Annotated in this window: 16 protein-coding genes; 8 read left to right on the top strand and 8 right to left on the bottom strand. The window is 65.0% G+C overall.

Going from position 1 to position 14,328, the window contains the following annotated elements:
• Positions 1-5 precede the first annotated feature (5 nt).
• A complete protein-coding gene (locus CTR55_RS07900; RefSeq protein WP_296285366.1) occupies positions 6-2,168 on the top strand; it encodes a bifunctional diguanylate cyclase/phosphodiesterase in 2,163 nt (720 codons plus the stop codon).
• 16 nt (positions 2,169-2,184) lie between these two features.
• On the opposite strand, the gene CTR55_RS07895 is transcribed toward CTR55_RS07900, so the two are convergent.
• Positions 2,185-2,976 carry a TIM barrel protein gene (locus tag CTR55_RS07895; RefSeq protein ID WP_296285365.1) on the bottom strand — a complete coding sequence of 264 codons (792 nt, stop codon included), beginning with the start codon at positions 2,974-2,976 and terminating at the stop codon, positions 2,185-2,187.
• Positions 2,973-3,872: an NAD(P)-dependent oxidoreductase gene (locus tag CTR55_RS07890; RefSeq protein WP_296285364.1), complete on the bottom strand. Its 900-nt coding sequence runs from the start codon at positions 3,870-3,872 to the stop codon at positions 2,973-2,975. Before CTR55_RS07890 ends, CTR55_RS07895 begins: the two co-directional genes overlap by 4 nt.
• Positions 3,873-4,028: 156 nt before the next feature.
• On the opposite strand from CTR55_RS07890, the gene CTR55_RS07885 reads away from it, so the two are divergent.
• Genes CTR55_RS07885 through phnE form a run of 4 tightly spaced genes read left to right on the top strand, consistent with a single transcriptional unit; the run spans position 4,029 to position 7,292 of the window.
• Positions 4,029-4,886 (top strand): putative selenate ABC transporter substrate-binding protein, encoded by an 858-nt coding sequence (locus tag CTR55_RS07885; protein WP_296285363.1) that lies wholly within the window; start codon positions 4,029-4,031, stop codon positions 4,884-4,886.
• Positions 4,883-5,689 (top strand): phosphonate ABC transporter ATP-binding protein, encoded by an 807-nt coding sequence (locus tag CTR55_RS07880; protein WP_296285362.1) that lies wholly within the window; start codon positions 4,883-4,885, stop codon positions 5,687-5,689. The genes CTR55_RS07885 and CTR55_RS07880 overlap by 4 nt, the downstream gene beginning before the upstream one ends.
• Entirely contained in the window at positions 5,683-6,525 is an 843-nt protein-coding gene (locus tag CTR55_RS07875; RefSeq protein ID WP_296285361.1) for an ABC transporter permease, read from the top strand. The genes CTR55_RS07880 and CTR55_RS07875 overlap by 7 nt, the downstream gene beginning before the upstream one ends.
• Entirely contained in the window at positions 6,522-7,292 is a 771-nt protein-coding gene (gene phnE / locus CTR55_RS07870; protein WP_296285360.1) for a phosphonate ABC transporter, permease protein PhnE, read from the top strand. Before CTR55_RS07875 ends, phnE begins: the two co-directional genes overlap by 4 nt.
• Before the next feature lie 165 nt (positions 7,293-7,457).
• On the opposite strand, the gene CTR55_RS07865 is transcribed toward phnE, so the two are convergent.
• The 5 genes from CTR55_RS07865 to CTR55_RS07845 form a co-directional block, all read right to left on the bottom strand.
• Positions 7,458-8,159, bottom strand: a complete 702-nt coding sequence (locus CTR55_RS07865; RefSeq protein WP_296285359.1) for an ATP-binding cassette domain-containing protein — start codon at positions 8,157-8,159, stop codon at positions 7,458-7,460.
• Between the two features lie 3 nt (positions 8,160-8,162).
• Positions 8,163-8,930 carry a high-affinity branched-chain amino acid ABC transporter ATP-binding protein LivG gene (gene livG, locus CTR55_RS07860; RefSeq protein ID WP_296285358.1) on the bottom strand — a complete coding sequence of 256 codons (768 nt, stop codon included), beginning with the start codon at positions 8,928-8,930 and terminating at the stop codon, positions 8,163-8,165.
• The gene (locus tag CTR55_RS07855; protein WP_296285357.1) at positions 8,927-10,183 is read right to left on the bottom strand and encodes a high-affinity branched-chain amino acid ABC transporter permease LivM; all 1,257 of its coding nucleotides are present in this window, start codon (positions 10,181-10,183) and stop codon (positions 8,927-8,929) included. The genes livG and CTR55_RS07855 overlap by 4 nt, the downstream gene beginning before the upstream one ends.
• Positions 10,180-11,103 carry a high-affinity branched-chain amino acid ABC transporter permease LivH gene (gene livH, locus CTR55_RS07850; RefSeq protein WP_296285356.1) on the bottom strand — a complete coding sequence of 308 codons (924 nt, stop codon included), beginning with the start codon at positions 11,101-11,103 and terminating at the stop codon, positions 10,180-10,182. Before livH ends, CTR55_RS07855 begins: the two co-directional genes overlap by 4 nt.
• 116 nt (positions 11,104-11,219) lie before the next feature.
• The gene (locus tag CTR55_RS07845; protein ID WP_296285355.1) at positions 11,220-12,341 is read right to left on the bottom strand and encodes a branched-chain amino acid ABC transporter substrate-binding protein; all 1,122 of its coding nucleotides are present in this window, start codon (positions 12,339-12,341) and stop codon (positions 11,220-11,222) included.
• Between the two features lie 307 nt (positions 12,342-12,648).
• On the opposite strand from CTR55_RS07845, the gene CTR55_RS07840 reads away from it, so the two are divergent.
• The 3 genes from CTR55_RS07840 (at position 12,649) to CTR55_RS07830 (ending at position 13,973) form a co-directional block, all read left to right on the top strand.
• On the top strand, positions 12,649-12,966 hold the full coding sequence (locus tag CTR55_RS07840; protein WP_296285354.1) for a DUF2288 domain-containing protein: 318 nt from the start codon (positions 12,649-12,651) through the stop codon (positions 12,964-12,966).
• Positions 12,967-13,031: 65 nt separating this feature from the next.
• On the top strand, positions 13,032-13,397 hold the full coding sequence (locus CTR55_RS07835; protein WP_296285353.1) for a DUF5064 family protein: 366 nt from the start codon (positions 13,032-13,034) through the stop codon (positions 13,395-13,397).
• Between the two features lie 243 nt (positions 13,398-13,640).
• Positions 13,641-13,973: a hypothetical protein gene (locus CTR55_RS07830; protein WP_296285352.1), complete on the top strand. Its 333-nt coding sequence runs from the start codon at positions 13,641-13,643 to the stop codon at positions 13,971-13,973.
• A 53-nt stretch (positions 13,974-14,026) separates the two neighbouring features.
• Here CTR55_RS07830 and CTR55_RS07825 read toward each other — a convergent pair whose 3' ends face one another.
• The gene (locus CTR55_RS07825; protein ID WP_296285351.1) at positions 14,027-14,308 is read right to left on the bottom strand and encodes a DUF3509 domain-containing protein; all 282 of its coding nucleotides are present in this window, start codon (positions 14,306-14,308) and stop codon (positions 14,027-14,029) included.
• Between the last annotated feature and the right edge of the window lie 20 nt (positions 14,309-14,328).

Genomic DNA, 14,328 nt, shown 5'->3' with positions numbered 1-14,328 from the left:
CGCCCATGGACTGGCACCAGGACGCATTACCCGATGCTGTGCTGCTGGAGTGTTCTCACAATCCCGGACTGGTCCTGCTGGCCATCTTCATCGCCTGCGTCGCCAGCTTCGTCGCCCTGAACATCACCGCGCGAATGGTCCGCGCACCGCAACATGCTCATCGCTGGCAGTGGGTCGGCGGGATATGCCTGGGCAGTGGCATCTGGTCGATGCACTTCGTCGCCATGCTGGCCTTCCATTCCTCGGTGCCACTGCATTTTTCCGGCGGCCTGACACTGCTCTCGCTGCTCATCGCCATCGGCATCTGCGTGATCGCCATGCGCCTGCTGGCCCACGCCGGATTGAGCCCACTGCAGTACCTGCTGGCTGCCTGCTGCATCGGCGCCAGCATCGCCGGCATGCACTACACCGGCATGGCGGCCATCGAGTCGCCACCCATGCAGCATTACGACCCGCTGCTGGTCACGCTGTCGGTGCTCATGGCGGTGCTCGTGGCCTTCGTCGCCCTGGTACTGGCGCCGGTGCTGAACCGCCAGCCGGCGGGGCGCCAGTGGATCTACCAGATCCTTGCCAGCCTGTTGCTGGGCGGCGCCATTTCCAGCATGCACTTCACCGGCATGGCCGCCCTCACCCTGACCCTGCCGAGCTGGGTCGTGCCGGCGGCCGACCTGGGCCGTAACAATGCCATCCAGCTCGGCCTGATGGTCGGCCTGCTCGCCCTGGCGGTGGTGCTGGCCGGGCTCTGGGCCGCCTGGATCGAGGACAGCCTGGAAAGCAAGGAAAACGAGCTGAGCCGGGTCAATACCCTGCTCAACCAACTGGACAATGCCAACGCCTCGCTGCAGAAGCTGGCGAGCTTCGACGGCCTCACCGGCCTGCACAACCGCAACGCGCTGAACGAAGAGTTCGCCACCCGCCTGCAGCGCAACCGGCACAAGGGCCAGGGCATGGCGGTGATCCTGCTGGACCTGGACCACTTCAAGCGGGTCAACGACTCCCTCGGGCACCCCGCCGGTGACGAGCTGCTATGCATCGTCTCCGAACGCATCCGCAGCGCACTGCGCAGCACCGATCTGCTGGCGCGCTTCGGCGGCGACGAGTTCTGCATCCTTGCCGACCTGGGTGAGGATCACGAGGCGCGCATCCTCGCCCAGCGCCTGATGCAGCGCATGAAGGAGCCGATCAGCACCGCCGGGCGCAGCCTGGTGATGACCATGAGCGTCGGCATCAGCCTGTTCCCCAACGACGGCGAGCAGCCCGAGGAACTGCTCAAGCACGCGGACCTTGCGCTGTACCAGTCCAAGGGCAACGGCCGCAACGCGACGCACTTCTTCAGCCCGCACCTGAAGACCAAGGCAACCCAGGAACTGCAACTGGAAGAGGAACTGCGCAAGGCCCTGTGGGACGACGAGCTGGTGCTCTACTACCAGCCGATCCTGCGTATCGACCACGGCGATGTCGAGCAACTCGAAGCACTGGTGCGCTGGAAGCATCCGACCCGCGGGCTGCTGTCGCCGGACCGCTTCATCGGCCTGGCGACCGCCAACGGGCTGATCGGCGCGCTGGACTCCTGGGTGTTGCGCCGTGCCTGCCAGGACCTGAGCCGGCTGCATGACCTGGGCTACAGGAACCTGCGGGTGGCGGTGAACTGCTGCGCCAGCAACCTGGGCCGCGAAAGCCTGGTCGACGAGGTGCAGCACACCCTCGCCGAAACTGGCCTCGCCGCGCGCTACCTGGAGATGGAAGTCACCGAGAACGCCGTGATGGCCAACATCAACCAGGCCATCCCGGTGCTCAGCCGCCTGCGCGATCTGGGCGTGAGCCTGTCCATCGACGACTTCGGCACCGGCTATTCGTCGTTGTCCTACCTGCGCCAGCTGCCGCTGGATGCGCTGAAGGTGGACCGCTCGTTCATCCGCGACGTACCGCAATCGCGCCGCGACAGCGAGATCGCCCAGGCCATCATCGCCATGGCGCAGAAGCTGCACCTGAAGGTAATCGCCGAAGGCGTGGAGCACGCGCAGCAACTGGCGTTCCTGCGCGACAACCATTGCGAGCTGGCCCAGGGCTACCTGTTCAGCCGGCCGCTGCCCCTCACCGCGCTGGTGGAGTTCCTCGAGGCCTACCGCGAGGACAGCGACTCGGTGCTGCTGCGCAGCCAGGCCTGAGGCCCGTGATCCAGGCTCAGAAGTCGAACTTGCCCGCGCGCCAGCGCGGCAGCCAGCGCAGGGAATCGGCAGTGGTGCCGGTGGGGCGATATTCGGCACCCAGCCATCCGTCGTAGCCCACGTCGTCGAGGACCTGCAGCGGCACCTCGAACTCCATTTCACCCGAGCCCGGTTCGCCGCGCTCGGGGTAGTCGGCGAACTGAACGTGGCCGATCTGGCCCATCAGCGCGTAGATGCAATCCACCAGCTCCAGGCCCATGCGCGCCATGTGGTAGAGATCCAGCTGCGCGCGCAGGTTTTCCCGCGCCACGCGCTCGAGCATGTCCTGCAGGTGCTCAGGGGTGTTGAGCAGGAAGTCCTTCATGTCGTGGCAGTTGATGGCCTCCATCAGCACATCGGTGCCGCTGCCGGCGAACGCATCGCAGGTGGCGCGCAGGCGCTCGGCCAGGGTCTGCAGCGCGGCCTCGCGCTCCCGCCCCTCTACCAGGCGACCGGCCAGCACGTTGACGTGCTGCGGCTTGGCGATGCGCGCGTAGTCCAGCGCCTTGGCCAACGCCGCCTCGAACTCCGCACCGCGCTCCGCCACGGCAGCGATGCCCGGCCCTCCCTGCATCAGGTCGCCGGCCGGCAGATTGATCAACACCAGTGGCAAGCCGGCTTCGTCCAGTGCGGTCTTCAGGTCCTGCGCCGGCACGTCGTAGGGGAACTGGATTTCCACGCCCTCGAAGCCGGCCTTGGCGGCGGCGTCGATACGCTGCAGCAGCGGGACTTCGGTGAACAGCAGGGACAGGTTGGCGCAGAGCTTCATGCGGGGAATTCCTTCGACTGACGGTATTGCTCGACCAGGGTAGCCGGGTCGCGTTCGAGATTGCCCTGGCTGCCATGCAGGCGCATCAGTTGCGCGGCGAGGCCGCTCATGGGCGTGGCCGAGCCTTCCTCGCGGGAAAGCCTGACGGCGGTGTCCAGGTCCTTGAGCAGTGTGCGCACATGCCATTTCACGGGCTCGAAGCGGCTCTCGGCCATCTGCGGTGCGAGGATCTGCAAGGGCCTGGAGTCAGCGAAACCGCCGGCCAGAGCCGGGGCGATCAGGCTAGCATCGACGCCAGACTGCTCCGCCAGCGCCACCACTTCGGCGATCACCAGGGCATTGCAGGCAACGATCATCTGGTTGCACACCTTGGTCACCTGCCCTGCGCCGACATTGCCCATGCGCGTCAGTCGCTGGCCAAGGTGGGCGAGGATCGGCCGCACGCGCTCGATGTCCTCGACCCGGCCGCCGGCCATGATCGCCAGGGTGCCGGCTTCGGCGCCCGGCGTGCCGCCGGAAACCGGCGCGTCGACCCAACGCATGCCGGTGCGCGCTTCCAGCTCTGCGGCCATTTCGCGGGTGGCGGCCGGCTCCAGGCTGGAGAAGTCCACCAGCAACTGACCAGAACGAGCGCTTTCGACGATGCCTCCGGCACCGAACACCACCTCGCGTACCGCAGCGGTATCGGCCAGGCAGAGCATCACCACCTCGGCGTCGGCGCAAAGCTGCGCGGGTGTCTCCACGGCCCTGGCGCCTTCAGTGGCGAGCAGCTCGCGCTTGCTGGCGGAGCGGTTCCACACGGTCAGCGGGTAGCCGGCAGCGAGCAGGCGGCGCGTCATGGGTACCCCCATCAAGCCGAGACCGGCAAAAGCGAGGGATGGCAAAGGGGACGACATGGGGTGATCTCCAGTTCGACAGCAAGGCGGGCACGGGGGAGCGGCATTCTAGCAGGCGCCGCCATCGCCAGAAGTGCAATCCAGCAGCTGCCAAACAGGCGCGCCGCCACTATACTCCCGGAGTTTTTTCCGCCATTGAACCGGAGAACTCTCCCCATGCTGAAACGCTCCCTGGCGCTCGCCGCCGGTTTTGCCCTGTCCCTGTCCGCTGTTTTCGCCCATGCCGATACCCCCAAGGAACTGAAAGTCTCGGCCATTCCCGATGAAGCTCCTACCGAACTGCTGCGCAAGTTCAAGCCGCTGGGCGCCTACCTGGAAGAACAACTGGGCATGCCCGTGAAGTTCATCCCGGTGTCCGACTATGCCGGCGTGGTCGAAGCCCTGGCTTCGGATCGCCTGGACATGGCCTGGCTGGGCGGCTTCACCTTCGTCCAGGCGCGCCTGAAGACCGGCAACGCCATCCCGCTGGTGCAGCGCGAGCAGGACAAACAGTTCACCAGCAAATTCATCACGGCCGACCCGAACGTGAAATCGATCCAGGACCTCAAGGGCAAGACCTTCGCCTTCGGTTCGGTATCGTCCACCTCTGGCAGCCTGATGCCGCGCTACTTCATGCAGAAAGACGGCGTGGTGCCCGAGCAGTTCTTCTCCCGCGTGGCCTACTCCGGCGCCCACGACGCCACCGTCGCCTGGGTCCAGGCCGGCAAGGTCGATGCTGGCGTGCTGAACGCCTCCGTCTGGCAGAAGCTGGTGGACAGCGGCAAGGTCGACACCAACAAGGTGAAGGTCTTCGCGACCACCCCGACCTACTACGACTACAACTGGACCGTGCGCGGCAACCTCGACCCCGCGCTAGCGGAGAAGATCAAGAAGGCCTTCCTCGCCCTCGACCCGAGCAAACCGCGCGACAAGGAAATCCTCGACCTGCAGGCGGCCAGCCGCTTCATCGAAACATCGCCTGAAAACTACAAGGGCATCGAGGAATCGGCACGCGCCGCCGGCCTGCTGAAGTGACCCTGAAATTGACCGGCGTGGAGCACATCCACGCCAACGGCCAGCGCTCGCTTGCCGGCATCGACCTCAGCGTCGCTGCCGGTGAACGGGTGGCGATCATCGGCCCTTCGGGCGCCGGCAAGACCACCCTGCTGCGCATTCTGGCCACCGCACTGAAACCCGCCTCGGGCAGCTTCGAGCTGCTCGGCACCCAGCCCTGGGCGCTGAGCGCCCCCGCCCGCCAGCGCCTGCGCTCGCGCATTGCCCTGGTGCACCAGGCGCCACCGCTGCCACCGCGCCAGCGCGTGGTTACCGCCGTGCTCGCCGGCCGCCTCGGCCAGTGGCCACTGTGGAAGAGCCTGGCCAGCCTGCTCTACCCCGTCGACAGCGCCGGCGCCCGCAGCGAACTGCAACGCCTGGACCTCTCCGACAAACTCTTCGAGCGCTGCGACCAGCTTTCCGGCGGCCAACTGCAGCGCGTCGGCATCGCCCGTGCGCTGTACCAACAGGCCGAAGTGCTGCTGGCCGACGAACCCGTCTCGGCCATGGACCCGGTGCTCGCCGGCCACACCCTCGGCGTGCTCACCCGTGAAGCGCAGAACCGTGGCGTGACGCTACTGGCCAGCCTGCACGCGGTGGACCTGGCACTGGAGCACTTCCCGCGCATCGTCGGTGTGCGCGACGGCCGCATCGCCTTCGACAAGCCGGCGGCAAACGTCACTCCTGAAGACCTTCGCGCGCTGTACGCCAACGAACAACTTGGCCTGCAGGACGCGTCCTCGCCGGTGGGGAAACCGGTGGTGGTGCAGATTCCGCGATGCTGAAACCAGCACTCTCGAAGAGCCCGCCTCGCGACCCGGCAGCGCTGCCGCGCCTGCTGCTCACCCTGCTCGCCCTGGCCTTGCTGTGGCCGGGGCTGCGCCTGTCCGAGCTGGACATCGTCGGCCTGTTCAGCGGCGACAATGCGCGGACCATGGCCAACTTCCTCGGCGGCTTCTGGCCGCCGGCCCATGACGACGAATTCCTCGCCCTGCTCGGCCGCGCCACCCTGGAAACCCTGGCCATCGCCACCGCCGGCATGGCGCTGGCCTGGCTGATCGCCTTCCCCGCCGCGCTGCTGGCCACCCGCGCGCTGTCGATCTCCGCCCTGCCCCGCGGCGGCCTGCCGGCCTGGTGGGCGCGCGCTCTGCGCTGGCCGGTGCGCGGCCTGCTGATCGTGCTGCGCAGCGTGCCCGAGATCGTCTGGGCCCTGCTGTTCGTCCGCGCGGTTGGCCTTGGCCCCACCGCCGGTGTGCTGGCCATCACCATCACCTACGGCGGCATGCTCGGCAAGGTCTACGCGGAAATCTTCGAATCGGTGGACCCGCGTCCGACCCGCGCCCTGCTGCTGGGCGGCAGCTCGCGGCTGCAGGCCTTCACCTACGGCGTGCTGCCTTCGGCGGCGGCGGAATTGATTTCCTACACCGTTTACCGCTGGGAATGCGCGATCCGCGCCTCGGTGGTGATGGGCTTCGTCGGTGCCGGCGGCCTCGGCCAGCAGATCGACCTGTCGCTGCGTATGTTCGCCGGTGGCGAGGTGGCGAGCATCCTGCTGACCTTCCTGGTACTGGTGCTGGGCGCCGACCTGCTCAGCCGCTTCCTGCGCGGGAGGCTCGAATGACCGGCCTGCTGCGCAGCCTGGGCTGGCTGCTGCTGATCCTGCTCGCCGTCGGTGCGTCCTTCGCCTACCTGGAGATGGACACCGGAGGGCTGTTCGATGCGCGCGGCCTGGGGCAGATGCTCGATTACGGCCGCGACTTCCTCTCACCGGACCTGAGCGCCCCCCACCTCACCGCCGTTGGCCGCGGCGCCCTGGAAACCCTGGCCATGTCGGCCATCGGCACCCTGCTCGCAGCGCTGCTCGGCCTGCTCCTCGCGCTGCCGGCCGCAGGCCGCTGCGGGCGCATCGCGCAGAGCCTGTCGCGGCTGCTGCTCAACGCCCTGCGCGCAGTGCCGGAACTGGTCTGGGGCGCGTTGATGGTGCTGGCTGCCGGCCTCGGCCCGAATGCCGGCACGCTGGCGCTGGCGCTGCATACCGGCGGCGTGCTCGGCCGGCTGTTCGCCGAGGCGCTGGAAAACACTCCGGCCGCTCCGGCCGAAGCCGTGCGCCTGGCCGGTGGCGGGCGCGTCGCTGCCTTCGCCTACGGGACCCTTCCGGCGGTCTGGCCACAACTGGTGGCCTACATGCTCTACCGCTGGGAGAACAACATCCGCATGGCCAGCGTGCTCGGTTTCGTCGGCGCCGGCGGCCTGGGGCAGATGCTGTACTTCAGCCTCAGTCTGTTCCAGCAGGCCCAGGCAGCGACGGTGATCCTCGCCATGCTGGTGCTGGTGCTGTGCGTCGACAGCCTGAGCGCCTGGGCGCGGCAGCGCTGGGTTAGCGCGTAGCAGCGAGCTCGCGAACGAGCTCACTGGAGGCGCTCATGAACGAATGTCCCGGCAGCTCTATTGCCATCGGGGTTCGCGAGCAATCTCGCTCCTGCAGGAAAGCTTCGGATCGCTCGCAAAAAAAAACGGCCCAGAAGGGCCGTTTTTTTGTCGCCGCAGGAAGGATCAGCCGCCGAGGTACGCGTCGCGCACCTTGGGGTTCACCAGCAGGTTGGCGCCGGTGTCCTGCATGACGATGCGACCATTCTCCAGCACGTAGCCACGGTCGGCGAGCTTGAGCGCCTGGTTGGCGTTCTGCTCGACGAGGAAGACGGTGACGCCTTCCTGGCGCAGCTGTTCGACGATGTCGAATATCTGCTGGATGATGATCGGCGCCAGGCCCAGCGACGGCTCATCGAGCAGCAGCAGCTTGGGCTTGCTCATCAGCGCACGACCGATGGCGAGCATCTGCTGTTCGCCGCCGGACATGGTGCCACCGCGCTGGTTGAAGCGTTCCTTCAAGCGCGGGAAGAGCCCCAGGACCTTGTCCATCTGCTCCTGGTAATCGCCCTTGCTGGTGAAGAATCCGCCCATGGCCAGGTTTTCTTCCACGGTCAGGCGGGCAAACACGCGACGGCCTTCCGGCACGACAGCGATGCTCTTGCGCATGATCACGGAGGATTCCTTGCCGACCAGTTCCTCGCCCAGGTAGGTGATGCTCCCCGAGGAGGCGCGCGGCGAGCCACACAGCGTCATCAGCAGGGTCGACTTGCCGGCGCCGTTGGCGCCGATCAGGGTGACGATCTCGCCCTGCTGGACTTCCATGCTGACGTCATGCAGCGCCTGGATCTTGCCGTAGAAGGTGGAAACCTTGTCGAACTTCAGCATGACTCAGGCCTCCCCCAGATAGGCTTTGATCACATCCGGGTTGCCACGGATTTCTTCCGGGGTGCCGTCGGCCAGGGGAGTGCCCTGGTTGATCACGTAGATATGGTCGGAAATGCTCATCACCAGCTTCATGTCGTGCTCGATGAGCAGAACGGTGACGCCGTGCTCCGAGCGCAGCATGGCGATCAGCGCCTTGAGGTCCTCGGTTTCCCGAGGGTTCAGGCCAGCCGCCGGTTCGTCCAGCATCAACAGCTGCGGACGGGTCATCATGCAGCGGGCAATCTCCAGGCGACGCTGCTGGCCGTAGGCGAGGGTACCCGCCGGGCGGTTGGCGATGTCCTTGAGATTGACGATCTCCAGCCAGTGCGCGGCGTAGTCCAGCGCCTCTGCCTCGCGGCGGCGGAACGCCGGGGTCTTGAGCAAGCCAGCGAGGAAGTTGGTGTTGAGGTGGCGGTGCTGGGCGACCAGCAGGTTCTCCACCGCGGTCATTTCCTTGAACAGGCGAACGTTCTGGAATGTCCGCACCACGCCCTTGTGGGCGATCTTGTGGCCGGGCAGGTCCTGCACGGCTTCGCCGCGCAGGAGGATTTCACCGCCGGTGGGCTGGTAGAAGCCGGTCAGGCAGTTGAACACGGTGGTCTTGCCGGCGCCGTTGGGGCCGATCATCGAAACCACCTGCTTTTCCTTCACGTTCAGCGCCACACCGTTGACGGCGAGCAGGCCGCCGAAGCGCATGGTCAGGCCGTTTACTTCGAGAATGGTCTGGCTCATTTGCGCAACTCCAGATGCGGACGCTGCATGGGCAGCAGCCCCTGCGGACGCCAGATCATCATCAGCACCATGAGGGCGCCGAACATCAGCATGCGGTACTCGCTGAACTCACGCATCAGCTCGGGCAGCAGGATCATCACCACGGCGGCGAGGATCACGCCCAGCTGCGAACCCAGGCCACCCAGCACGACGATGGCAAGGATGGTCGCCGACTCGATGAAGGTGAACGACTCCGGGGTGACCAGGCCCTGGCGCGCGGCGAAGAAGCTGCCGGCGAAACCGGCGAAGCAGGCGCCGAGGGTGAAGGCCGAGAGTTTGATCAGCGTCGGGTTCAGACCCAGTGCACGGCAGGCGATCTCGTCTTCGCGCAGGGCTTCCCAGGCTCGGCCCAGGGGCATGCGCAGCAGGCGGTTGATCACGAACAGCACCAGCAACACCAGCAGCAGCGCGACCAGGTAGAGGAACACGACCTTGTAGTTCGAGTTGTAGGCGATGCCGAAGAACTCGTGGAAGGTCTGCATCCCCTCGGGCGCGCGGCGCTCGAAGCTTAGGCCGAACAGGCTCGGCTTTTCGATGTTGCTGATGCCGTTGGGACCGCCGGTGAGCCAGGTCAGGTTGCGCAGCAGGATGCGGATGATCTCGCCGAAGCCCAGGGTCACGATCGCGAGGTAGTCACCGCGCAGGCGCAACACCGGGAAGCCAAGGATGAAGCCGAAGAACGCGGCCATCAGACCGGCGATTGGCAAGCACACCCAGAAGCCCAGGCCGTAGTAGTGCGACAGCAGCGCGTAGCTGTAGGCGCCCACGGCGTAGAAGCCGACGTAGCCGAGGTCGAGCAGGCCGGCCAGGCCCACCACGATGTTCAGGCCAAGGCCCAGCAGCACGTAGATCAGGATCAACGTGGCGATGTCCACCGCGCCGCGCGAGCCGAAGAACGGCCAGGCGAGGGCGACGAGGATCAGCACCATGATGATCTTGCGCTGCACGGAGGAGTGGGTCAGGCGTTCGGCCAGCTTGGTGTGCGGGTGGGACAAGGCCTGTTTCACGCTGCCGCCGAAGGCGAAGCGGTCACGCACCAGTTGCCAGACGAACATGCCCACGGCACACGCGGCGATAGCCCATAGCGTTGACGGGGCGACGCCCTGCAACTGCAGGCCGATGCCGATCACGCTGAGTTTGATGCCGAGTACCGGGTAGGCAACGGCCATCACCAGCAGGGCGCTGAAGAACGCAGTCTTGAGTCTCTGGCTCATACCTTTTCCACCTCCGGGCGGCCGAGGATGCCGGTGGGGCGGAAGAGCAGGACGAGCACCAGCAGGGTGAACGCCACCACGTCCTTGTACTGGTCACCGAACACGTCGGCGCCGAAGGCTTCGGCAACACCCAGCACCAGCCCGCCGAGCATGGCGCCCGGAATGCTGCCGATGCCACCGAGCACCGCGGCGGTGAACGCCTTGATGCCGGCGAGGAAGCCGATATGCGGGTTGATCACGCCGTACTGCAGGCCCAGCAGCACCGCGGCCACGGCGGCCAGGGTGGCGCCGATGACGAAGGTCAGGGCAATGATGTTGTTGGTGTTGATGCCCAGCAGGTTGGCCATCTTCAGGTCTTCCGCACAGGCGCGGCAGGCGCGACCCAGGCGGGAACGGGAAATGAACATGGACAGGCCGTACATGGCCAGCAGGGTGACGATGAAGATCAGCACCTGCATGTAGGAGATGGTCACGCCGGTCATCTCGTCCGCGCCGATGATGAAGTTGCCCGGCAGCAGGTTGGGGATTGCCTTGTCCTTGGAATCCTGGGCCAGCAAGACCTCGTTCTGCAGGAAGATCGACATGCCGATCGCGGAGATCAGCGGAATCAGCCGGTTGCTTCCACGCAGAGGCCGATAGGCGATCCGTTCGATGCTGTAGCCGTAGGCACTGGTGACGATGATGCTCGCGGCGAAGGTGCAGATGATGACGACAGGCAGACTGACAATACCCATCATCGCCAGCCCCGTGATCACGATGAAGGCCACGTACGAGCCAATCATGTACACCTCGCCATGGGCGAAGTTGATCATGCCGATGATGCCATAGACCATGGTGTAGCCAATGGCGATCAGGGCATAGGTGCTGCCGACGGTGAGGCCGTTGATCAGCTGTTGCAGATAGTGATAGAGATCAGGCATTACCTAACTCCTCGGGCGTCGCGTGAAGCGGCGCTTGTGGCGCGACGGACCCCCGGAATACTCGGATAAACAAAGCCCACTGCGGATGCAGTGGGCTTTGTGTGGCGGCGGGTGGCTTACTTGGCTTCGGTCTTGGTGCCGTCCTTGTGCCACTGGTAGACCACGAAGTTGAAGTTCTTCAGGTCGCCCTTCTCGTCGAAGGCCAGGTCACCGGTCGGGGTCGCGAAGGTGTTGGAGCGCAGAGCGGCGGCAACCTTGTCGGTGTCCTCGCTGCCAGCTTTCTTGATGCCTTCGGCGATGACTTCAACGGCCGCGTAGGCCGGGAACACGAACGGACCGCTCGGGTCTTCGTTCTTGGCCTTGAAGGCGTCAACCAGCGGCTGGTTCTTCGGATCCTGGTCGAAGGATTTCGGCAGGGTCACGTAGAGGCCTTCGGAAGCCGGGCCGGCGATGGCGGAGATCTCTTTGTTGCCAACGCCTTCCGGACCCATGAAGCCGACCTTCAGGCCTTTCTCGGAAGCCTGGCGCAGGATCAGGCCCAGCTCCGGGTGGTAGCCGCCGTAGTAGACGAAGTCGACCTTGGCCTGCTTGAGCTTGGCGATCATCGCGGAGAAGTCCTTGTCGCCGGCATTGATGCCTTCGAACAGGGCGACCTTGACGCCAGCGTCTTCCAGGGTCTTCTTCACGGCAGTGGCGATGCCTTCGCCGTACTGCTGCTTGTCGTGGATCACGGCCACGGTCTTGGGCTTGATGTGCTCGACGATGAACTTGCCGGCGGTCGGACCCTGCAGGCTGTCCAGACCGATGGTGCGGAAGATCAGCTTGTAACCGCGCGAGGTGATGTCCGGGCTGGTGGAGGCCGCGGTGATCATCAGGATGCCTTCGTCCTCGTAGATGTCGGACGCCGGCTGAGTGGAGCTGGAGCACAGGTGGCCAACGACGAACTTGACGCCATCGTTGACGATCTTGTTGGCAACGGCCACGGCCTGTTTCGGGTCGCAAGCGTCGTCGTAGACCACGCCTTCGAGTTGCTTGCCGTCTACGCCGCCGGCCTTGTTGATCTGCTCAATGGCCATTTTCGCGCCAATGAACTGCATCTCCCCATACTGGGCGACTGCGCCGGTCACCGGGCCGGCAAGAGCGATCTTGATGGTGTCTGCGGCCATGGAGAAGCTGGCAACGCCGGCCAGGGCCATGGCGGTGAACAGCTGGGAAAGACGCTGAGTACCCTTTTTCATAGTGCTCCACTCTTCTTGTGTTTTCGTTTTTGTAGTCCTGGTTGCCGAAGGCTTCAGGACCGGGATTGCCCCGGACAGCCCACCGGCAACTGTACCGGTACAGTGTAGAGTGCCGCCGGACCGCTTGAAAAGCGGGAGGCGGGCAGCCAAATGTGGGCATGTCGCAAGATTGAAACAAACGTACAGAAAAACGGCGCTGTATGACTTCTCCTTAGGGATTATCTGTCACCAGCGAAATTGCCGTCCGAACCTTGCCTGGCGCGGTCCCGGCGCTATCATGGCGCCGTTCGTTGACCAGGTGAGATCCATGACTGAAGAAGCTAGCACCCTCTATGCCAAGTTGCTTGGCGAAACCGCGAAGATTTCCTGGCAGGAACTCGCGCCCTTCTTCGCCCGAGGCAACCTGCTCAAGGTCGCGGGTTCCGCCGATCTGGTGGAGGTGGCGATGGGCGTGGCCGAGGACGACAAAGCCAAGGTGGCTGCCTGGCTGACCCGTGGAGACCTGAGCAAGGTCGACGAAAACCTGGCGCAGGACTATCTTGAGCGCGACCCGGAGCTCTGGGCCGTGGTCATCGCGCCCTGGGTGCTGGTTCAAGAAAGAGTTCGAAAGGACGTTCTGCACTGACTCAGGACGATTCGAATTCACAAAGGCCAGCTAAACTGTCGGGATTCCATAGAAGGAGATTCGCCATGTTCGAACCGGGCCATCTGCATCTCCAGTCCCTTCCAGGGCTGGGGCAGCAGGAGATCGACGCTCACATCAACTATGAAGTTCGCAAGGATGCAGCAAAGGGCACGCTCGTCCACTTCACCATGAAGGGCGAGATTGACGGTAATTCGTTCACCGAAGAGTGGGACATGCCCAAGGAGCAGGCTTTCAATTTCGCCAGCGATGCCACCCGCATCGCGCAGAAGCATGGCCTACACCCGCGATTCGGCTCGATGGTGCGCAACCACAAGGAATATGACGCCATGTTCGAGGACATCCGTCAGAAACTCGGCACCCAGTCAGGCGAGCCGATTGATCTGGACAAGGTCATTCACGGCAGCGAGTAAGACGCCTATTCGAGTAAAGCCCGGCCAATGTGCCGGGCTTTTTATTGCGCGCTGCTTCCACTCGCTCGTCTGGCTTTTTCTGTAGGAGCGAGCTTGCTCGCGAAGCTCGTCAACGGTGGAACCGCCGTCGCTCCTACAGCCGACCTGCCCTCCTCTGCCTTTTCCGCCTGCGCTCCCGACGCGTCCGACAGACAGCGCGCCAGGGCTCACCAAGCATCTGCGGATACATCAAGGAGAGCCGCCATGAACGCCGATCACCTCAGCGAATCCCTCGCCCTGCTGCGCAAGCTGGCCCACGGTATCGACCCGCGCCACGACGCCCCCCTGGCCGTCGACGATCCTTGTCAGGCACCGGAGGTGATCCGTGCCCTCTTCCACGCCATCCACGCCCTGGAGGCACCTGCGCCCAAGCCCCGCTGCCTGCCGCAACAGGCCGGCAAGCCCTGGCAGACTGAAGAGGAAGAAGTGTTGCTGCAGCGCTTCGAGGCAGGCGAAACGGTGGCTGCCATCGCCCGTGAACACGGCCGCACCACTGGCGGCATTCGTTCGCGCTTGAAGTACCTGGGCAAGTTGTAGGGCCCCGAAACGAAAACGCCGCCCATTGGGCGGCGTTTTAGTTGCAGGTCGATTCAGGTGCCGTAGCTCAGCACCTGTGCACGCTGGCGCAACTGCGAGACTACATCGTCCTCCATGCGGCCTTCGGAGATCAGCAGATCGCGGCGGATGGTCTGCACCGCCTCCTCGCTCTGCCCATGGTCGGCCAGGTGCTGGCCTTCGATGACACGCCGCAGTACCACGTCTCCGTCGTCGTTAGTGAGGGTCAGAATTCGGCCGCCGTCAGGGCGTGCCGGGCCCAGGGAGGGAACGTAGGGAGCGAAGGCCTCGGTCAGCAGGGTGCTCAGCCGGTCCATGTCGTATCTCCTTGTTGCGA

Source organism: Pseudomonas sp., assembly GCF_002796985.1.
Taxonomy (GTDB): Bacteria; Pseudomonadota; Gammaproteobacteria; order Pseudomonadales; family Pseudomonadaceae; genus Pseudomonas.
The sequence above is the reverse complement of the archived record's forward strand: the minus strand, read 5'-3'. Positions and strand labels throughout refer to the sequence as shown.